The 20,203-nt window shown below is 60.2% G+C and carries 18 protein-coding genes and 1 pseudogene; 8 read left to right on the forward strand and 11 right to left on the reverse strand.

Going from position 1 to position 20,203, the window contains the following annotated elements:
• Positions 1 to 135: 135 nt before the first annotated feature.
• Genes sixA through ACIOMR_RS29400 form a run of 3 tightly spaced genes read right to left on the reverse strand, consistent with a single transcriptional unit; the run spans position 136 to position 1,965 of the window.
• Entirely contained in the window at positions 136 to 585 is a 450-nt protein-coding gene (gene sixA / locus ACIOMR_RS29390; RefSeq protein WP_401197909.1) for a phosphohistidine phosphatase SixA, read from the reverse strand.
• On the reverse strand, positions 582 to 929 hold the full coding sequence (locus ACIOMR_RS29395) for a DUF4389 domain-containing protein (RefSeq protein WP_003210547.1): 348 nt from the start codon (positions 927 to 929) through the stop codon (positions 582 to 584). The genes sixA and ACIOMR_RS29395 overlap by 4 nt, the downstream gene beginning before the upstream one ends.
• A 10-nt stretch (positions 930 to 939) precedes the next feature.
• Positions 940 to 1,965 carry an NAD(P)H-dependent glycerol-3-phosphate dehydrogenase gene (locus tag ACIOMR_RS29400; protein WP_003210548.1) on the reverse strand — a complete coding sequence of 342 codons (1,026 nt, stop codon included), beginning with the start codon at positions 1,963 to 1,965 and terminating at the stop codon, positions 940 to 942.
• A 195-nt stretch (positions 1,966 to 2,160) separates the two neighbouring features.
• Between ACIOMR_RS29400 and ACIOMR_RS29405 the strand changes: the two genes are divergently transcribed.
• The 5 genes from ACIOMR_RS29405 (at position 2,161) to fabB (ending at position 9,119) form a co-directional block, all read left to right on the forward strand.
• Entirely contained in the window at positions 2,161 to 4,293 is a 2,133-nt protein-coding gene (locus ACIOMR_RS29405) for a TonB-dependent receptor plug domain-containing protein (protein WP_401197913.1), read from the forward strand.
• A 20-nt stretch (positions 4,294 to 4,313) separates the two neighbouring features.
• A complete protein-coding gene (locus ACIOMR_RS29410; protein WP_050550292.1) occupies positions 4,314 to 5,225 on the forward strand; it encodes an ABC transporter substrate-binding protein in 912 nt (303 codons plus the stop codon).
• On the forward strand, positions 5,222 to 7,123 hold the full coding sequence (locus ACIOMR_RS29415) for an ATP-binding protein (protein ID WP_177027738.1): 1,902 nt from the start codon (positions 5,222 to 5,224) through the stop codon (positions 7,121 to 7,123). Before ACIOMR_RS29410 ends, ACIOMR_RS29415 begins: the two co-directional genes overlap by 4 nt.
• 248 nt (positions 7,124 to 7,371) lie before the next feature.
• On the forward strand, positions 7,372 to 7,887 hold the full coding sequence (gene fabA, locus ACIOMR_RS29420) for a 3-hydroxyacyl-[acyl-carrier-protein] dehydratase FabA (protein WP_003210552.1): 516 nt from the start codon (positions 7,372 to 7,374) through the stop codon (positions 7,885 to 7,887).
• An 11-nt stretch (positions 7,888 to 7,898) separates the two neighbouring features.
• Complete coding sequence (gene fabB, locus ACIOMR_RS29425; protein WP_003210553.1) at positions 7,899 to 9,119, forward strand: beta-ketoacyl-ACP synthase I; 1,221 nt, start codon at positions 7,899 to 7,901, stop codon at positions 9,117 to 9,119.
• Positions 9,120 to 9,625: 506 nt separating this feature from the next.
• Here the strand turns inward: fabB and ACIOMR_RS29430 are convergent.
• Both ACIOMR_RS29430 and ACIOMR_RS29435 read right to left on the reverse strand, forming a co-directional pair.
• Positions 9,626 to 11,251, reverse strand: coding sequence for a methyl-accepting chemotaxis protein (locus ACIOMR_RS29430; RefSeq protein WP_003210555.1), 1,626 nt, complete (start codon positions 11,249 to 11,251; stop codon positions 9,626 to 9,628).
• A 148-nt stretch (positions 11,252 to 11,399) separates the two neighbouring features.
• A complete protein-coding gene (locus ACIOMR_RS29435; RefSeq protein WP_008434016.1) occupies positions 11,400 to 12,404 on the reverse strand; it encodes an amidohydrolase family protein in 1,005 nt (334 codons plus the stop codon).
• Positions 12,405 to 12,544: 140 nt separating this feature from the next.
• On the opposite strand from ACIOMR_RS29435, the gene ACIOMR_RS29440 reads away from it, so the two are divergent.
• Together ACIOMR_RS29440 and ACIOMR_RS29445 are read left to right on the forward strand one after the other, a co-directional pair.
• The gene (locus ACIOMR_RS29440) at positions 12,545 to 12,961 is read left to right on the forward strand and encodes an OsmC family protein (protein ID WP_003210558.1); all 417 of its coding nucleotides are present in this window, start codon (positions 12,545 to 12,547) and stop codon (positions 12,959 to 12,961) included.
• Positions 12,962 to 13,025: 64 nt separating this feature from the next.
• Entirely contained in the window at positions 13,026 to 13,898 is an 873-nt protein-coding gene (locus ACIOMR_RS29445; RefSeq protein ID WP_102369648.1) for a pirin family protein, read from the forward strand.
• Between the two features lie 135 nt (positions 13,899 to 14,033).
• On the opposite strand, the gene ACIOMR_RS29450 is transcribed toward ACIOMR_RS29445, so the two are convergent.
• The 4 genes from ACIOMR_RS29450 to ACIOMR_RS29465 form a co-directional block, all read right to left on the reverse strand.
• Entirely contained in the window at positions 14,034 to 14,762 is a 729-nt protein-coding gene (locus ACIOMR_RS29450) for a dienelactone hydrolase family protein (protein WP_008434010.1), read from the reverse strand.
• Between the two features lie 66 nt (positions 14,763 to 14,828).
• Positions 14,829 to 16,733 (reverse strand): molecular chaperone HtpG, encoded by a 1,905-nt coding sequence (gene htpG, locus ACIOMR_RS29455; protein ID WP_401197920.1) that lies wholly within the window; start codon positions 16,731 to 16,733, stop codon positions 14,829 to 14,831.
• 89 nt (positions 16,734 to 16,822) lie between these two features.
• The gene (locus ACIOMR_RS29460) at positions 16,823 to 17,275 is read right to left on the reverse strand and encodes a PaaI family thioesterase (protein WP_102606230.1); all 453 of its coding nucleotides are present in this window, start codon (positions 17,273 to 17,275) and stop codon (positions 16,823 to 16,825) included.
• Positions 17,272 to 17,748 (reverse strand): PaaI family thioesterase, encoded by a 477-nt coding sequence (locus tag ACIOMR_RS29465; RefSeq protein WP_401197924.1) that lies wholly within the window; start codon positions 17,746 to 17,748, stop codon positions 17,272 to 17,274. The genes ACIOMR_RS29460 and ACIOMR_RS29465 overlap by 4 nt, the downstream gene beginning before the upstream one ends.
• A gap of 157 nt (positions 17,749 to 17,905) precedes the next feature.
• On the opposite strand from ACIOMR_RS29465, the gene ACIOMR_RS29470 reads away from it, so the two are divergent.
• The gene (locus ACIOMR_RS29470) at positions 17,906 to 18,148 is read left to right on the forward strand and encodes a hypothetical protein (protein WP_003210564.1); all 243 of its coding nucleotides are present in this window, start codon (positions 17,906 to 17,908) and stop codon (positions 18,146 to 18,148) included.
• Positions 18,149 to 18,297: 149 nt separating this feature from the next.
• On the opposite strand, the gene brnQ is transcribed toward ACIOMR_RS29470, so the two are convergent.
• Positions 18,298 to 19,611 (reverse strand): branched-chain amino acid transport system II carrier protein, encoded by a 1,314-nt coding sequence (brnQ, locus tag ACIOMR_RS29475; RefSeq protein ID WP_003210565.1) that lies wholly within the window; start codon positions 19,609 to 19,611, stop codon positions 18,298 to 18,300.
• A 417-nt stretch (positions 19,612 to 20,028) separates the two neighbouring features.
• Positions 20,029 to 20,203 (reverse strand): annotated as a pseudogene (locus ACIOMR_RS29480) (succinate--CoA ligase subunit alpha); the annotation flags it as partial.

Here is a 20,203-nt window from a genome sequence, read left to right on the forward strand (position 1 = left end):
TAAGCGAGGCACCGAGTGGTGGGGCAAAGCGTTTTTTGGTTACTTTTTTAGGCGTTTGTAAAAAAGTGACCCGCTGTAAGAGCGGAACCATAAGCAGCCGTTACCGCAGCAACGGATATGTACCCAAAACCAACATTAAGGATTCCGAACACTCAAAAGACTCATCAACCCCGCCAACGGAAAGTCCCCTTCCAACTCCGCCAGACTCGCCGTACTCATAGGCTGCGGCTGCCGAAAATGCCCATGCTGCAAATAACTGATCAGCCCCCCCACAAACGGCTGATGGCTAACCAGCAACACATCATCGTCATTGTCGAGATGCTTGAGCACCTCCAGCGGATTACTCTCCGGCGTCAACCAAGGCACAGTGCGGATCTCAGGCTCAAACCCCAACGCCTCCCGCACCAACTGCGCCGTCTGCTGCGCCCGCACATACGGACTGGCAATGATCGCCCGAATCGGCTGCCCGATCAGATGCGCCGCACTGCGCAACACCTCATCGCGCCCATGGGCCGTCAAATTACGCTCGGCATCCGTACGCGCATGCCCCTCGGCCTCACCGTGACGCAACACCCACACCTTCATAGCTTGGGTTCCTCATCACGCGCCGGATGCGGTGCAGGCGGCACACTGTGAGCAGCCTCACCTTCCGGTGCACGGGGCGTCGGCCAATCGGCAAACGGCCAAGGCTTCTGATCACTGTGAAAACTGCCAAACCGCCCAATCTGCGCCAAAAACTGACTCAGGCTGTCACCAAAATTCATCAGCCCCAGGTTCGGCGCCCCATACACCAGGCGATAAACCAGTTGCACCACCACCAGCGCGCCCAGCAGAAACTGCGCCACTTGCCACACCAGGGCAAACACCAGCATCCACAGCACACGCAGGCCAATGGATTCGTACTTGGGAGCTGCTTTCGGATCGTTCATGACGCGTTCCTCAGTTGAAACCACTGGTGGAAATAAAGTCGACATCGGTCTTCGGCTCGGCGCGCATCAGCAACTCGATGACCTGGTTCAAGGTGCGCCCTTCAAACAGGATCGCGTGCAACCCGGCAACCAGCGGCATATACACCCCGACCTCCTGAGACTTGGCCTTCAGCACCTTCAGGGTGTTGACGCCTTCCGCCACTTCGCCCAAACGCGTCACGGCGTCTTCCAGGCTCAAGCCCTGGCCAAGGGCAAAACCGACCTGATAGTTGCGGCTTTTCGGTGACGAGCAGGTGACGATCAGGTCGCCCACACCCGCCAGGCCAAGGAAGGTCATCGGGTTGGCGCCCTGATTGACCGCAAACCGGGTCATCTCGGCCAGGGCGCGAGTGATCAGCATGCTCTTGGTGTTTTCACCCATGCCCAGCGCAACCGCCATGCCGGCGATGATCGCGTAGACGTTCTTCAACGCCCCGCCCAGCTCGACGCCGAAACGGTCGGCACTGGCGTACACGCGGAAGGTGCGACCGTGCAGCACCTCCTGCACCCGCTCGCAGAGTTCTTCGTCTTCACTGGCGATCACCGTGGCAGTCAGCGCGTGCTCAGCCACTTCCCGCGCCAGGTTCGGCCCGGACAACACGCCAATCCGCGCTTCGGGGGCGATTTCTTCAAGGATCTCGCTCATCAACTTGAAGGTGTGCGCCTCAATGCCCTTGGTCAGGCTCACCAGCAGCTTGCCCGCCAGCCGCTCGGCATGGGGTGCAAGCACCGAACGCAGGGCGCTGGAGGGCAGCGCGACGAAGCACAGGTCGCACTCGTCCAGCGTCGCCTGTAAATCAGTCACCGGCTCCACGGCCGGCAGAATCTTGATGCCTTTAAGGTAACGGGGGTTTTCCCGGTTGACCCGAATGGCTTCGGCTTGCTCGGGGTCACGCATCCATTGACGCACCCGGTGACCATTTTCAGCCAGCAGATTAGCCACGGCGGTACCAAAACTTCCGCCTCCCAGGACCGCAATAGGGCGCTGTTCAGTCATATGCAATCCGTTAATCCATAGCAGTGGCGATGGCCGCATTATACGGAGCGACCCGCCTGCGGCCAGCCCCCGCGTCAATTCAAACGCTTGTCGGAAAATGCGACATTTGTGCGAAGTAATTACAGGGCCGACGACTGGCAAAAGGCCCCACCTCAGTTAACATGGGCGGCTATCCGTAATTATCAAGGCCGTGCCGTGTATTTGGGCCCTCCTCCTCGCTCATCCCTTCTGCTGACGTTGTTGTGCATGCCGTGGTGCAGTGTGCCGGTGCTGGCTGACGACCTGTTCCTCGACAGCCAGCCGCTGCCGCAGGTGCTGACCGCCACCCGGCTCAAGCAATCGGCCGCCGCCGTGCCCGGCAGCATGACGGTGATCGACAGCGAGCTGATCAAGGCCAGCGGTGCGCGGGATATCCCCGAACTGCTGCGGCTGGTGCCCGGGATGATGGTCGGCTACACCACCGGCAACCAGGCCGCCGTGAATTACCACGGCACCCAGGCGGGCGATGCGCGGCGCATGCAGGTGTTGATCGATGGGCGCTCGGTGTACCGCGCGGGCCTGGCCACGGTGGACTGGAGCGATATTCCGGTAGCCCTGGAAGACATCGACCGCATCGAGGTCTTCCGCGGCCCCAATACCGTCAGCTACGGCGCCAACGCGCTGATGGCCGTCGTCAACATCCTCACCCGCTCGCCGGCCAACAGCCATGGCACGCGGATGAAACTCACCCAGGGCGGCCGAGGGATCAACGACTGGTACGCCAGCCAGGGCATGGGCTGGGACACCGGCGATTTGCGCCTGTCACTCTCCGGCCAACAGGACGATGGCTTTGACAGCGACCGCGTGGGCGCTGACCGCCGCGACGGACGCCGCCTGAACCGCTTCAGCCTGGCCGTGAGCCAGACCCTGAATGCGCAACAAAGCATCGACTGGCAACTGGACGCCAAGGAAGGCACCAACCAGCGCCCTTACACCTACCAACCGGTGTTCGACGGGATTACCGAAGGCGGTAACAATTCCGACGTCAGCGCCAAGGACTATGCCGGTTCCCTGCGCTGGAACTTCGACTTCAACCCCGATCACAGCCTGTATATCCAGGGTTCGGCCCAGCAGTGGGATCGCCGGCAGATCTGGCGCGCGTGCGATGCCAAGGTCTCGTTCAGCCCGGAACTGACGCAGCTGTGGCAGCTCAACCCCAACTATGCCGAGCGACTGGCCCGGCACATGAACAACTTCAACCCCGGCAACCTCCCACCCGGCAGCGCCGCCGAGCAGGCACTGGCCCGCCAGGTGCTCCAGCAATGGGGGGACGGCGGCAAGGACCCGGTCTGCGGCAACATCGACCAAAGCACCAAGGAAAGCCGCTACGACCTGGAGCTGCAAGACACCCTCAGCCTGTCCGACAGCCTGCGCTTGGTCAGCGGCATGAACTACCGCTACGACCGCGCCGACTCCGACACCTACTTCAACGGCACCCTGGACGACACCACCTGGCGCCTGTTCGGCCACCTGGAATGGCGGGCCAGCGAACACTGGCTGCTGCAGGGCGGCGCGATGTACGAAGACACTCACCTGAGCGGCAACTCGCTGACGCCACGGGTGGCCGTCAACTACCTGATCAACCCGCGCCACGGCCTGCGCGCGGTGTACTCCGAAGCCATTCGCTCCCCGGACATGTTCGAGAACAACGTCAACTGGAGCTACCGCGTCACCAACCTCAGCTCGCCGGCCTACGGCCAGAACTCCGGCCAATACTTCGTGGTGACCCGTGGCCCGGGCGACCTCGACAAAGAGCTGATGCGCTCCCGGGAGCTGGGCTACAACGGCTTTTTTGCCGACATCGGGCTGAACGTCGACGTGAAGCTGTTCTACGACGAAATCAGCGAAATGGTCAGCGAGCCGCTGCGCAACAACCAGTACATCGCCAGCAACTCGAACAGCTCGCGCTTTACCGGCACCGAAACCCAGCTCGACTGGCACATGAGCACCGCCGACCGGCTGCGCGTCACCTATGCTTATGTGGATGCCAGCGCCACCAACCCCCTGGACAGGCAGCAGACCGCGCGCAACAGCGGCTCGGCCGGCTGGATGCGGGAATGGGGCCATGGCTGGTCCAGCGCGGTGTTCTACTATGGCGACGATGCGCTCAACCAGTATCGCTTCGAACGGGTCGACCTGCGGGTGGCCAAGCGCATTGCCTTGGGCAAAGCCAACGTGGAGCTGGCCGGCATGTTGCAACAACGCCTCGACAATCAGCCCACCACCTGGCCCGACAACAACTATGACCAACGCCACGTGCTCTACTTCAGTGCGGAGTTAGAGTTCTAGTGGACAGCGACTCGTCACGGATGACCCTGCCCTTTACCGCCCGGCTCTGGCGGTGCTGTGTGTTGCTTGGGGTTTTACTGTTTGCCGCACCGACATGGGCAGCGGATATCCTGCTGACCGCCGACGAAGACGGCCCGGGCGTACAAACATTCGTCCAGGCCCTGGCCCTGCAGCGTCCCGAAGACAGCGTGAAGTTCACCCCGCTCAAGGACCTGCCCGCCCCTGCAAACTTGCCGACCAGCACCCGCCTGATCCTGCTGGACTTGCCCAGCCTTGATTGGCGCCTGCAAGACGCCCAGGGCCCACCGACCCTGGTGCTGCGCATCAGCCGCCTGCAAGCGCGCCAGCGCCTGGGTGCCACGTTGCCTGCGAAGATCAGCCTGCTGTGGAGCGACCCACCGCTGGACCGACAACTGCGCCTGATCACCGGCATCCTGCCTCAGGCCCGGCGCATCGGCGTGCTCTATGGCATCGACAGCGAGTTCCTGCTGCGCGAGCTGCGCCAGTACGCCGCGCCCATGGGCCTGGAGATCGTGCCCCAGCTTTGGGAAAACATTAATGACAGTCGCCCGCTGCAAAGCCTGTTCAAGAACAGCGACGTCTTGCTGGGGCTGGATGATCCCCAGCTGTACAACCCGAAAACCGCGAAAAACCTGCTGCTCAGCAGCTACGCCAGGCAATTGCCACTGGTCGGGCCCAACGCCGGGTTCGTCAAGGCCGGCAGCCTGGCCAGCACCTACAGCGATCAGACCGACTGGCTGGATGTGCTCGACCGCCTGCTGGATCATGCGCCGGCCAGTTGGCCGCGCTCGCTGTACCCGGAACGTTTCAAAGTCGTAGGCAACCCGCAGGTTGCGCGCTCACTGGGGATCGAACAGGTGGACGAAACCAACGTCGCCGCCCGCCTGGCCGAAGGAGAAAAACGCCCATGACATTTCGTCGCCGTTGGGACATCAACACCCGGACCCAGCTCATTACCCTGGGCCCGGCACTCCTGCTGACGCTGCTGTTGATCAGCTTCTTCACCTTCGTGCGGATCCAGGACCTGCGCCAGGAACTGGACCACACCGGCCAGTTGATCGCCAACCAACTGGCGCCGGCCACCGAATACGGGGTGATTTCCGGCAACAACGACGTGCTTGAAAGCCTGTTGCGGGCCACCCTCGCCACGCCGCACGTGCGCTTCCTGGAGATTCAGGACAGCGCAGAAAATATCCTGGTGTATGTCGAGCAACCGTCGGAGAAGCACGATCGCTCGCTGTCGGTGAAAGTCTTCCAGGCGCCGATTCGCCTGCAACATATCCAGCTGGGCAATGACTTCTTCCAGGACAGTACTGCCGAGCCCAAGGCCCCGCGCGCGGACTACCTGGGGCGAGTGATTGTCGGCATGTCCAACGATGCGTTCAGCCAGCGCCAGCAGGAAATCCTGTTCAAGGCCGGGATTCTCGCGCTGTTCGCCCTGCTGTTTACCTTCCTGCTGGCCCGGCGCCTGGCGGCCAGCCTGTCGCAACCGATCAGCGCCATGGGCAATGCGGTCAAGGCGATCCAGCAGGGCGATTACCAGACGCCGCTGCCCATCGTGGATGACTCGGAGCTGGGCGACCTGTCGCGCCACATCAATAACCTCGCCGATGGCTTGAACCAGGCCAGTCGTGAACAGCACCAGGCCATGGCCCAGTTGATCCAGACCCGCGAAGAAGCCGAGCGGGCGAACAATGCCAAGTCGGACTTCCTGGCGATGATGAGCCATGAATTGCGCACGCCGATGAATGGGGTGCTGGGCATGCTGCAACTGCTGGAAACCACCGACATGACCGAGGAACAGACCGAATACGCGGCACTGGCCTCGGAGTCCACCGAACACCTGCTGAAGGTGATCAACGACATCCTCGACTTCTCGCGCATCGAGCGCGCGGCCCTGGAGCTTGAGCACATTCCGTTCGACCTGGTGGAGCTGATCAGCAGTTGCGCCCTGGCCTTCCAGCACGCCGCCCAACAACGCGGGCTGGCGCTCGAAGTGCCGATCCCCCAGGGCCTGGGCTCGCTGCAAGTACAGGGCGACCCGACCCGCATCCGGCAGATTTTGGTGAACCTGATCGGCAATGCCCTGAAGTTCACCGAGCAGGGCACCGTCACCGTCGAACCCCACTGGCAGACCCTGGACCATGAATTGCTGTGGTTCACCTGCACCGTGCGCGATAGCGGGATTGGCATTTCCGCCGAGCGCCTGGAACTGATGTTCGATGCGTTCCAGCAAGCCGACAGTTCCATTTCAAGACGTTACGGCGGCACCGGACTGGGACTGCCTATCGCACGCACCCTGGCCGAACGCATGGGCGGCACCCTGCGCGCCCAGAGCGAAGAAGGCCACGGCTCGGTGTTTACCCTGGAAATTCCGCTGGCGATCTACCAGCAGAGCTTGCCGGTGCTCGCGCCGAATACCGAAGGCAATGGCCGTGCGGGCGAAGGGCGCAACGTGTTGCTGGTGGAAGACAACCCGGTCAATCGCACGGTGGTCGAAGCCATGCTGCGCAGCCTGGGGTTCGAGGTGAGCATCGCCACCGACGGCGCCGAAGCGATTCGCAGCGCCGAGAGCCTGATTTTTACCGCAATCCTGATGGACTGCCGACTGCCGGGCATCGATGGCTACGAGGCTACCCGGCAGATTCGCCAGTTGCCCGGTTGCGCCGAGCTGCCAATCATTGCCCTCACGGCCAATGCCTTGCAGGGCGATCGCGAAGCCTGCCTGGCAGCTGGAATGAACGATTACCTGGCAAAGCCGTTCAAACGCACGGATTTGCAGCAAATCCTGCAGAGATGGGTGCAGTAACACGGTGCCATCAGCCAACTGCGACTGGCGTGAAAGACGAAAGTGCGGCAGTCTTAGGCACCCGAACGGGCCCGTAAACCGGCCCGGTTTATAATTTCAGTGCACAAGTGTACATTCATGACCTTGACGCTGTGACTTTCACTACAACGCAATAGTCTATGTGTAGGCTGCCGATATGAGGCATGAACGCTTCAGTCGGCCGGGAAGATTTGCCCTGCCCTGCCGCATGGGATTATTGAGGAGCTCGCATGACCAAACAAAACGCCTTTACTCGGGAAGACCTGCTGCGCTGCAGTCGCGGTGAGCTGTTCGGCCCAGGTAACGCGCAACTGCCCGCCCCGAACATGCTGATGGTGGATCGCATCACCCATATCAGCGAAGAGGGTGGCAAGTACGGCAAAGGTGAATTGGTCGCCGAGCTGGATATCACCCCTGACCTGTGGTTTTTCGCCTGCCATTTCGAAGGCGATCCGGTGATGCCGGGCTGCCTGGGCCTTGACGCCATGTGGCAGCTGGTCGGTTTCTACCTGGGCTGGCAAGGCCTGCCGGGCCGCGGTCGCGCCCTGGGTTCGGGCGAAGTGAAGTTCTTTGGCCAGGTCTTGCCGACCGCCAAGAAAGTCACTTACAACATTCAAATCAAGCGCGTCCTCAAGGGCAAGCTGAACCTGGCCATTGCCGATGGTTCGGTGACTGTCGACGGTCGCGAGATTTATACTGCCGAAGGCCTTCGGGTCGGCGTATTCACTTCCACTGACAACTTTTAAGGGTTATCCGCATGCGCCGCGTCGTTATCACTGGTCTGGGCATTGTTTCGTGCCTGGGCAATGACAAAGAGACCGTCTCCGCTAACCTGCGTGCAAGTCGCCCTGGCATCCGCTTCAACCCGGAATATGCCGAAATGGGTCTGCGTAGCCAGGTTTCCGGCTCCATCGACCTGCCCCTCGAAGAGCTGATTGATCGCAAGATCTATCGCTTCGTCGGCCACGCAGCCGCTTACGCCTACCTGGCCATGAAGGACGCGATCACCGATTCCGGCCTGAGCGAAGACCAGGTGTCCAACGTACGCACCGGTCTGATCGCCGGTTCCGGTGGCGCGTCGACCTTGAACCAGATGGAAGCGCTGGACATCCTGCGCGAGAAAGGCGTCAAGCGCGTTGGCCCGTACCGCGTCACGCGGACCATGGGCAGCACCGTTTCCGCCTGCCTGGCCACGCCGTTCAAGATCAAGGGCGTGAACTACTCGATCTCCTCCGCTTGCGCCACCAGTGCTCACTGCATCGGTACCGCTGTAGAGCAGATCCAGTTGGGCAAGCAGGACATCGTGTTTGCCGGCGGCGGTGAAGAAGAACATTGGAGCCAGTCGTTCCTGTTCGACGCCATGGGCGCCCTGTCGACCCAGTACAACGAAACCCCGGACAAAGCCTCCCGCGCCTATGACAAGAACCGTGATGGCTTCGTCATTGCCGGCGGTGGCGGCATGGTGGTGGTCGAGGAGCTGGAACACGCCCTGGCCCGTGGTGCGAAGATCTACGCGGAAATCGTCGGCTACGGCGCGACGTCCGACGGCTACGACATGGTTGCGCCAAGCGGCGAAGGCGCCATCCGCTGCATGCAGATGGCCATGTCCACCGTTGATACCCCGATCGACTACCTGAACACCCACGGTACTTCGACTCCGGTCGGCGACTCCAAGGAAATGGAAGGCGTGCGTGCGGTATTCGGCGACAAGGCTCCGGCGATCAGCTCTACCAAGAGCCTGTCGGGTCACTCCCTGGGCGCCGCTGGCGTTCACGAAGCGATCTACTGCCTGCTGATGATGGAAGGCAACTTCATGGCAGGTTCTGCCAACATCGAGGAACTGGACCCGGACGTGGCTGACATGCCTATCCTGACCAAGACTCGTGAAGATGCGACCATCAATACAGTGATGAGCAACAGCTTCGGCTTTGGTGGCACTAACGCCACCCTGGTGCTGAAACGCTGGCAGGGTAAGTAAGCTCTCGCAGCTTGATCGCCTGAAAACGCCCCGACTGGTTCGGGGCGTTTTTTTACCCGTTTACCGCGCTTACAGTGGCTCACTTTTGAAAGCCGGAATGCGTGCCCAGTCAAAAGTAAGCAAAACGCTCTTGCCCGATCACTCGGCACCTCGCTCAGGCTTGAGTGTTTAGAAGCAAAATCAAAAGCTAAAACGGGCACGGTCCAATGTGGGAGCGGGCTTGCTTGCGAAGGTCGTTAACGATGACGCTGGCATCCTGATTCAACGCGGCGTTCTCAGGTTTTCGCCGGCAAGCCGGCTCCGACAGAAAAGCGGTTCTGCTTTTGCTTCTAACACTCAGGTCGGCTTCCAGGCCGCCGTGCTCTTGCTTTTGATCTTAGGCGCCCCGCCGACAGGCGGGGCAGAGCGCTTTGGTTACTTTGCCGCTTTTTTGCAAAGTGACTCGCTGTAAGAGCGAAACCATAAGCCGCCGTGACCGCAGCAACGGATATGCCCCCCCCAACAACCTAAACCGAAAACCGAGCCACCATCGTGTTGAGATCCACCGCCAACCGCGACAACTCCTGGCTCGCCGCACTGGTCTGGTTCGCCCCCGCCGACGTCTGCTGTGCCAAATCGCGAATATTCATCAAATTGCGATCCACCTCCCGCGCCACCGCCGCCTGTTCTTCCGAGGCACTGGCAATCACCAGGTTGCGCTCGTTGATCAGGGTAAACGCCGAAGCAATCTCCTCCAGCGCCGTCCCCGCAGACTTGGCGATATCCAACGTTGACCGCGCCCGAGTATTGCTCTGCTGCATGGAGCTGACAGCCTGATCAGTCCCCTGCTGAATCCCACTGATCATCTGCTCGATTTCCTGGGTCGACTGCTGCGTACGATGCGCCAAGGCCCGCACCTCATCCGCCACCACCGCAAACCCACGCCCGGCATCCCCGGCCCGCGCCGCTTCGATGGCGGCATTCAGCGCCAGCAAATTGGTCTGCTCGGCAATCGAACGAATCACATCCAGCACCTTGCTGATGCCATACACCTTCTGCGCCAGGTCCTCCACCTGAGTCGCATTGGCCGTCACATCATCCGCCAGGGACTCAATCGACAACACCGTCTGATGCACCTGCTCGCGACCATGCTGGGCAATACGGTCCGACTCACGGGACGCCTGTGAAGTGGCCACCGCGTTGCTCGCCACCTCCTCCACCGCCGCCGTCATCTGGTTCACCGCAGTAGCCGCCTGCTCGATTTCCTGACTCTGCTGATGCAACCCACGGGTGGCATCTTCGGTCACGCAACTAAGCTCTTCGGAAGCCGACGCCAACTGGCTGGACGAATCGGAAATACGCCGAATGGTTTCCCGCAGGCTCTCCTGCATGCTTTTCAGCGCCTGCTGCAAACGCGCCGGCTCATCCTGGCCGCTGACCGTAATCACCCCGGTCAGATCGCCACTGGCCACACCCTGGGCGACTTTCAAAGACTGGGATAACGGCAGCACAATACTGCGGGTCAGCAACAATGCCAGGCCGATGGTGATCAGCGCCGTCACGGCAATCATGCCAACCACCCAACTGCGCGATTGCGTGAACACACTTTGCGCCAGGCTCGCCGCCTGATTGGCACTGACCTTGTTCAACGTCACCAGCTCACGCAGGGTACCGGCCAGTTCGTCGGCCAACTGGTTCATCTCGCCGTTGACCACCTTGATCGCGTCTTCCAACTGATTCGCCCGGGAAAACGCCATCACCTGTTCCTGGCGCTGCAGGTAACGCTCTTCCTCGGTTTTAAAGCGATCGAACAGCACCCGCTCTTCAGGCAGCACGATCAAACCTTCATAGAGGGACTGAGCCTTGTGCAGGCCGCTTTTCAGCTCGGTGATTTTCTGCTCATTCTGCGTGATTGCCTGCGGGTCGCGGTTAAGCAGCAGCCGCAACGTCAGGGCCCGCACCCGCAGCAGGTCCTGATTCATCTCGCCGACCGCCATCACGCTGGGCAGCCAGTTGTTTTCCACCTGGTCAGACTGCTGGCGCATATTGCCCATCTGCAACAAGGCGAACCCGCCCAGGGCAAACACCATCAGCGCCAGCAAACCAAACCCCAGGCCGGCGCGAGGGGCGATATTCAGACTTCTGATATTCATGCTCGGAATCCTTCCAAAAGCGCTGCATCCACCTGCAGCGGGCTCTTGAAAGGTATCGGCGAGTTGAGACGTTTGCCTAAGACGAAAACGCGATATCAAAACGCCTTATGATCGCCCCGCCCCGGCTGTAGCGATTCAGCTAAACCCATCACCTGGGCTTGGGCAGAATCGCCAGGAAATTGTCCCGCGCGACCTTTCTGGCCACATCCTCAGGCAACGCATCGAGGAACGGGTCAAAGCTGCGCATTTCCTTACCGAGCTTGTTGAAGCGTCCTACTACGTCTGAGCCAAGCATGAAGCGGTCCGGGAAGCGCTCCACCAGCTTTACCCACTCAGGGCGTGCCTTTCCCGCCTCATCCAGCAAGTAAGGCGTGAGCACGCTCCAGGACAGGTCGACGTACAGGTTCGGGTAAGCCTCCAGCATGCGCGCCAGGGTCGGCAGCAAAAAATCCATCTGCGTCTGGTGCCGATGGATCTCCATGCTGCTGCCCGCATGGGCCCAGATAAACCGGGTGTGCGGGTGATTACGCAGCGGCTCTTCCATTTCCGCCAGGTACAACGGATTTTTCTCACGCTTGGAGGTGATGTTGGAATGCACCATCACCGGCAGATCATTCTCCGCGGCCAGGTGATAGATGCGGGTCATCGCCTCGTTGTTGGCCCTTGGGGTGTCGCCGGAGGTCAGCGCGGTCAGGTCGTCGTGACGGGTGAAGACTTCGCCGATGCCTTGCCAGAGCCCAGGATTGAGATCGAGCATGCGCTGGATATGGGATGCGGCATTTTTATCGTTGGGATTGAAACCACTGAGGAACGGATGAAAGCGCTGACGTTGCTCCGGGCTCAGTTTATTGACCGCATCGGCGACGAACACGTCGGTGGCGCTGTACCAATAGGCGTCGGCGTCGTCCCCGGCGTAATAGCGCGGCCGCTTGGGTTCGTCCTCATGCCATTTCTTGGCCACCGGTATGCCGGAAATCATCACGTGCTCGATGCGATTATCGGCCATGGCCTTGAGTAATTTATCCATGCCCGCCGACTCCTGGAAGAAATCGACGTAATGCAGGTGTGCATCGCTGTAGGCATAGTCGCGAGCCTGCACCGCAAGGCTTGCGGCGGTCAGCAACAGGGCAATACTCAGGCGGGTCCGGCGCACGGGGGTATCTCAAACAAGGGCTAATGCCGGTAGACCTCGGACCGCGCCTGCGGGTTCAGCGGTAAACAACGGGGAACACCAACGTGCCAGCATGCTCTATAACTGCATGAGCTTCTTCCTGCCACCCTGTGAGGTTTGCCATGCCTGTTACCGTGAACACGCTGAACGCCGAAAACTTCCGCCACAGCGTCAATATCAATAACCACGAGCTGTTTACCGACCTGCCCAAGAGCCTGGGCGGTGACGATTCGGCGCCCTCCCCCCACGATTACTTCGACGCCGCACTGGCGTCCTGCAAGGCCCTGACCGTCAAGCTTTATGCGCAGAAAAAAGACATACCGCTGACCGGCGTGACCGTGGAAGTCACCCATGACAGCACCGAAGAGCAAAAGGGCAAATACAAGCTCAACGTCAAACTGACCCTCAAGGGCGTACTCACTGACGAGCAGCGCGACGAGCTGCACCGCGTGGCGGATCGCTGCCCGGTGCACAAGCTGATGACCACGGCCGAAGTTACCATTGAGACCCGGCTCTCCGAAGGCGCCTTCAGCCAGTAGCGGCAACCTCCCGTCGAGCGGGTTATGCTCAGTACCATCAGACCCGCTCAGACTGGGAAGCACCATGACCACCGTGACCGTGATTCGCCCGCGCGCCGAAGATGTGGAAGGCCAACCGATCCTGCGCCCACTGCCCTCCAGGCAATGCCGCAGCGTCGGGCCTTTCGTGTTTTTCGACCATATGCTGCAAACCCGTTATGCCCCGGGTACCGGCATGAACATTCGCCAACACCCGCACATCGGCCTCTCTACCCTGACCTACCTGTTTGAAGGCGAACTCCTGCACAAGGACAGCCTCGGCTCCGATCAGGTGGTCAAGGCCGGGGACGTCAGCTGGATGACAGCCGGCAGTGCCATTGCCCACGTTGAACGCAGCCCCGAGGCGTTGAAGGCCAGTGGTTTCAGCCTGCACGGGTTGCAAGTGTGGCTGGCCTCCCCCAAGGAACATGAACAAGGGCCTGGGCATTACAGCCATCATCCGGCCGCCAGCTTGCCGGTGAGCGATAACCTCGGCGTGCAGATTCGCCTGATTGCCGGCAATGGCTTTTGCCTCGAATCGCCGGTGCCGGTGTTGTCGCCCACCTTGTATGCCGAGGTGCGGATGCAGACGGCTACCACCCTGCTGATCCCGGATGAGCATGAAGAACGGGCGGTGTATGTGCTGGAGGGTGAGGCGCAGTTGGATGGCGAAGCGCTGGAGGTGCATAGCCTGGTGGTGTTGCCGGCAGGCGCAAGCATGGGGCTGTTTGCCGAGACTGATTGCCACCTGGTGGTGTTCGGCGGCGCGGCGCTGGATGGGCCACGGCGGATTAACTGGAATTTTGTCGCGAGTGATCCGGCGTTGATCGAGCAGGCTCGGCAGCGTTGGGCGGCTGGGGATTGGCCGACAGTGCCGGGGGAAAGTGAGCGGATCGAGTTGCCTCTAGGCAAGGCTTAAGCGCTTTATTGCCTGTGAAACAGCCTTCGCGAGCAAGCCCGCTCCCACATTTCGACCGCGTTCCTTCAGGATTTACACGGTTAAAATGTGGGAGCGGGCTTGCTCGCGAAGGGGCCAGCTCAGGCAACCGAACTATCAGCCCTTGAACACTTCATCCAGCAAGTTATGCATCGACTGAAAGGCCCGCGCAGCGGTCTTCGCGTCATACATCATCTTGCCCGGCACATTCGCGTGCGGGTCGGTAAACGAGTGCACCGCACCGCCGTAGCTCAGCAATTGCCAATCCACACCGGCGGCGTTCATTTCGTCTTCAAACGCCGGCAGTTGCTCCTTCGGCACCAACGGGTCGGAAGCACCGTGCAACACCAGCACGGAACCCTTGATGTTTTTTGCATCGGCCGGGTTCGGCGTGTCGAGGCTGCCGTGGAACGAAACGGCAGCTTTCAACGGTGCACCTGTACGTGCCAGCTCCAGGGAGCAGCAACCACCGAAGCAGAAACCAAAGGTCGCCAGCTTCGAGGTATCCACCGCCGCTTCAGTCTGGGTTTTCAGGTGATCAAGCGCGACCTGCATGCGCTTGTTCAACAGCGGCCGGTCATTCTTCAACGGCATCATCGCCGCACCCGCTTCATCGCCGTTCGAAGGGCGGACGGTTTGCCCGTACAGGTCGGCAAGCAGCACCACGTAGCCCTTGCTGGCCACGCTCTTGGCGATCTCTTCAGCGCCGGCACTGACACCCATCCAGTTCGGCGCCATCAACAACCCTGGCAGCGGGCCCTTATGACTGGCATCAAATGCCAGGCGGCTTTCATAAGACTGGCCATCAATCTGATAGACCACGGAACGCACGGTGATTTGGCTCATCATTTACTCCAGGTGAAAGGCTCCAGAACGAAAAAACCCGCCGAAGCGGGTTTTTCTACAACGGTGTTAAACCGACAGTTCAACCAACAGCTTGTTCAGTCGGCGCACATAAGCGGCCGGGTCTTTCAGGCTGTCGCCGGCAGCCAGGGCTGCCTGGTCGAAGAGGATGTGCGACAGGTCGCCAAACCGCTCTTCGCTCTGCTCGCCGTCGAGTTTCTCGATCAGCGGGTGAGCCGGGTTGAATTCGAAGATCGGCTTGGAATCCGGAACCTTCTGACCGCTGGCTTCCAGGATCTGACGCATCTGCATGCCCAGGTCCTGCTCGCCGATGGCCAGGATCGCCGGGGAATCGGTCAGACGGTGGGAAACCCGCACTTCGCTGACGGTATCGCCCAAGGCGGTCTTGATTCGCTCAACCAGACCCTCTTTGGACTTGGCCACTTCTTCAGCGGCTTTCTTGTCTTCTTCGGAATCCAGGTTGCCCAGGTCCAGGTCGCCGCGGGCGACGTCAACAAAGCTCTTGCCGTCGAAGTCGCTGAGGTAGCTCATCAGCCACTCGTCGATGCGGTCGGTCAGCAGCAGCACTTCGATGCCTTTCTTGCGGAAGACTTCCAGGTGCGGGCTGTTCTTGACCTGAGCGTAGGTTTCACCGGTCAGGTAGTAGATCTTGTCCTGACCTTCCTTGGCGCGAGCCAGGTATTCAGCCAGGGAAACGTTCTGCTCGCCGTCGTCACCGTTGGTCGATGCGAAACGCAGCAGGCCGGCGATTTTTTCCTTGTTGGCGAAATCTTCTGCCGGGCCTTCTTTCATGACCTGGCCGAAGTTTTTCCAGAAGCCCTTGTATTGCTCAGGCTCGTTTTTCGCCAGCTTTTCCAGCATGTCGAGGACACGCTTGGTCAGCGCCGACTTCATCGAGTCGATGATCGGGTCTTTCTGCAGGATTTCCCGCGACACGTTCAGCGACAGGTCGTTGGAGTCAACCACGCCCTTGATAAAGCGCAGGTACAACGGCAGGAACGATTCCGCCTGGTCCATCACGAACACGCGCTGCACATACAGCTTCAGGCCTTTCGGCGCTTCACGCTGGTACAGGTCGAACGGAGCACGGGCCGGTACGTAGAGCAGCGAGCTGTATTCCAGCTTGCCTTCGACCTTGTTGTGGCTCCAGCTCAGCGGGTTTTCGTAATCGTGGGCGATGTGCTTGTAGAACTCCTGGTATTCCTCGTCCTTGACTTCGGTACGAGGACGGGTCCACAGGGCGCTGGCGCGGTTGACCACTTCCCATTCCTGGGCTGGGGCTTCTTCGCCTTCGGCCGCCGCTTGTTCTTTCGGCAACTCGATCGGCAACGCGATGTGGTCGGAGTACTTCTTGATGATATTGCGCAGACGCCAGCCATCGGCGAACTCGTCTTCACCGGACTTCAGGTGCAGGACGATGCGGGTACCACGATCAGCCTTGTCGACAGTGGCGATTTCAAATTCGCCCTCGCCCTTGGAAGACCAGTGCACGCCTTCGCTGGCGGCAAGGCCGGCACGGCGGCTGAATACTTCAACCTTGTCGGCAACGATGAAGGCCGAGTAGAAGCCCACGCCGAACTGGCCGATCAGGTGCGAATCTTTCTTCTGGTCGCCCGACAGGTTCTTCATGAAATCAGCGGTGCCGGATTTGGCGATGGTCCCCAGGTGGGTGATCGCATCGTCACGGCTCATGCCGATACCGTTGTCTTCGAGGGTGACGGTTTTCGCGTCCTTGTCGAAGCTCACACGGATTTTCAGTTCCGCGCCACCTTCCAGCAACTCAGGCTTGGACAGGGCTTCGAAACGTAATTTGTCGACAGCGTCAGAGGCGTTCGAGATCAATTCGCGAAGGAAAATTTCCTTGTTGGAATACAGCGAATGGATCATGAGGTGCAGCAGTTGCTTCACCTCGGTCTGGAAGCCCAGGGTTTCCTTTTGAGTTTCCACACTCATGGTCATCAAACTCCAATTGGATGGCAGTGGCCGCGCCCTTGAGGGTTGGCGGCGGGTTGTCATCAAAGTTGGGGGCTAAGACCAGGATTTCAAGGGCGGGCCGGTTCCTCAATCTTGAAATGCGCGCGGGCGGTGGCAATCGGTTCGGCCTGGGTACTTTGCCACGCGGTAATCGCCACGTTGGCCACCCGCCGGCCCTGGCGCCACACCTGGCATTTGGCATAGGTGTCGCGAAACTGGCCGGCGCGCAGGTAATCCAGGGAGAAATCGATGATCTTGGGAACGCCAGGCGCACCGGTGAATACCAGCAAATGCAAGGCTGCGGACAGCTCCATGAAGCCCGCGATCACCCCGCCGTGGATCGCCGGCAATATCGGGTTACCAATGTTGTCCTTGTTGGCCGGCATGCGAAACAGCAATTCATCCCCCAGCCGCGTGCATTCGATGCCAATCAGCTTGGCGTAGGGAATCAGGTTGAGCAGCGCTTCATAGTTGCCGCGCTCGTGGGCTTGCTGCAGACGGGTCTTGAACTGATGTTTCATGCCTGTTCTCCCTTGATTGCATTGCCCAGGTCCTGGCTGCCCTTGAGGCGCTTGCCCATGCGCATGAACGTGCCCACCACGTGGGCAATCGGTTGCTGCGGATCGTCCTGGTAGGCGAAGCCGCGGGTGAAGATCACGTCGGTGGTCACCCGGTAGCACTGGGCAAAGCCGAATACCGGTTTATGGGGCTCGGCCGGGTGCATGTAGTCGATGCGCAGGTCCAGGGTCGGGCAAACCTCGAACTCCGGCAGTACGCACAAGGTAGCCATGCCACAGGCGGTGTCCATCAAGGATGTGATGGCGCCGCCGTGGATCACGCCGGTCTGCGGGTCACCGACGATATGCGGAGCATAGGGCAGCACCAGCGTCATGCCGTCCTCACTGGCGGCGTGCACCTGGATGCCCAGCACCTGGCAGTGGCGCAAGGCTGAAACAAAGCGCGTGGCACGGGATAAAAGAGGATTTTCGGTCATTCGTTAAAGACTCTTATTAGTGTGGAGCCGGCGGAGTAGACAACCTTGCTGAAAGTTCCCTAGGGAAAAGCCTTATATATCTGTGAGATTTAAGGAACTAAGCGTTGGGCATAGGCTCGAAAGGCCAGTAGATATCTTCAATAAGGAGAAACACCCCATGCGCAAGACTTTAGCTATTTCCATGATGCTGGCTGCTGCCCTCGGCCTCGCTGCCTGCGACAAAAAATCCGAAGACAAAGCCCAAGACGCCGCAGCCCACTCTGAGCAAGCTCAGAAAGACATGGCGAAAGCACAGGATAAAGTGAACGACGCTGCGAAAGAAAACGCCGATGCTGCCAAAGCTCAGGCTGAATCGAACGAAGCTGCTGCGAAAGAAGCAACACCTGCAACCGGTTCTTGAGTCTGACGACTTGAACACTGTGACGTGAAAAGTCATGTTGCAAAAGAAAGCCCGCTTAATAGCGGGCTTTACTTTGTCCGGTGTTTTTAACCCGGCCGGGCAGCTCGAAACTTCGAACTAAACCTCGGCACAAGTTAGTGGCTAAACGTTTAAGCCATCGCTTCACTGCGTTTGCCCAGCAGGCGGTCAATCACCACCGCAACCACCAGCGTCATCACCGAAGGCACCAGCCACGCCAGGCCCTGCTCGCTCAGCGGCAGGTGAGCCAGTTGCGATGGCATCCAGTCAGCCAGGCCCGCGCCCTTCAGCGCGTCAATGCAACCGAAGATGAACGACACCAGCATCACCGGGCCAACGATCCGGCCCTGCTCCTGCCAGAAGTCCTTACAGAAGCTCAGGGCCACCAGCACGATGCACGGCGGGTAGATGGCTGTCAGCACCGGGATCGAGAACGCGATCAGCTTGGTCAGGCCCAGGTTGGACACAAACAGCGAGAATACCGCCAGGATCACCACCAGGGTCTTATAGGACAGCGGCAGTACGCGGCTGAAGTACTCGGCGCAGGCGCAGGTCAGGCCCACCGCGGTTACCAGGCACGCCAGGGAAATCAGCACGGCGAGGAAGCCGCTGCCCAGGGAGCCGAAGGTGTGCTGGACGTAGGCGTGCAGCACGGCGGCGCCGTTGGCGGCACCGGCCGCCACTTCGTGGCTGCCCGAACCGAGGCGGAACAGGCTGATGTACACCAGCGCCAGGCCCACACCGGCAATCAGCCCGGCGATGATCGCGTAGCGGGTGATCAGCTTCGGCGACTCGACGCCACGGGAGCGGATCGCGTTGACGATCACAATGCCGAATACCAGCGCGCCGAGGGTATCCATGGTCAGGTAACCATTGATAAAGCCCTGGGAGAACGGTGCGGCCACGTACTCAGGGGTGGCAACACCCACATCGCCGGCCGGCAAGGCAAAGGCAGCAATGCCCAATACGGCCAGGGCGATGATCTTCAACGGTGCCAGGAAACGACCAACCGTATCCAGCAGACGGCCCGGGTACAGGGAGATGAAGAACACCAACAGGAAGTACACCGAGCTGTAGAGGAACAGCGCCAGCGGGCTTTCACCGGTCAGCGGCGCCAGGCCCACTTCAAAGGAAACGGTGGCGGTTCGCGGGGTGGCGAACAACGGGCCGACAGCCAGGTAGGCCGCCGCTGCCAGCAAGCCACCGGCAATCTTGCCGATCGGACTGCTCAACGCGTCCATGCCACCACCGACTTTGGCCAGGGCGACAACGGTGATCACCGGCAAACCGACCGCGGTGATCAGGAAGCCCAGCGCTGCCATCCAGACATGAGGCCCGGACTGTAAACCGACGATTGGCGGGAAGATGATGTTGCCGGCGCCCACGAACAGGGCAAAAGTCATAAAGCCCAACGCCAGGATGTCCTGGCTTTTCAACACTTTCATTTGAGGAAATACCACACTACTGAATCGGAATTTAGAGAGGGCTTCCCTATGGATGAGGGAAATACTGCCGGTCCGGATGGGGACCGACCGGTCTGGCGCGAGGCTTCCTTTTGGGATGCGTACGCATAAAGAGGCGGCTAGCCTAACGAATTTGCGGGTCAAACGCACTGTTGCGGGGCGAACTGTCCGATAAGCGACATTTTTATGTCGCGTTTTTATATCTAAATTTTGAAATACGATCGAATGTGGGAGCGGGCTTGCTCGCGAAAGCGGTGTATCAGCCACTCATGAGCTGACTGACACACCGCTTTCGCGAGCAAGCCCGCTCCCACATGTTGATCTCCACCAACCTTCAGAATGCACAAAGGCCACCCGAAGGTGGCCTTTGTGGGGTGAAGCGTCAGTTAAGCGCGAGGCTTACTTGACAGCCCAACCGGTCAGCTCGGACAAAGCCTTGCCGATGTCTGCCAGCGAACGCACGGTTTTAACGCCTGCGTCTTCCAGGGCAGCAAACTTCTCGTCTGCAGTACCCTTGCCGCCAGAGATGATTGCGCCCGCAAGGCCCATGCGCTGGCCAGCAGGGGCAGGCACA

The sequence above is a fragment of the Pseudomonas sp. NPDC087814 genome, assembly GCF_044742865.1.
GTDB lineage: Bacteria > Pseudomonadota > Gammaproteobacteria > Pseudomonadales > Pseudomonadaceae > Aquipseudomonas.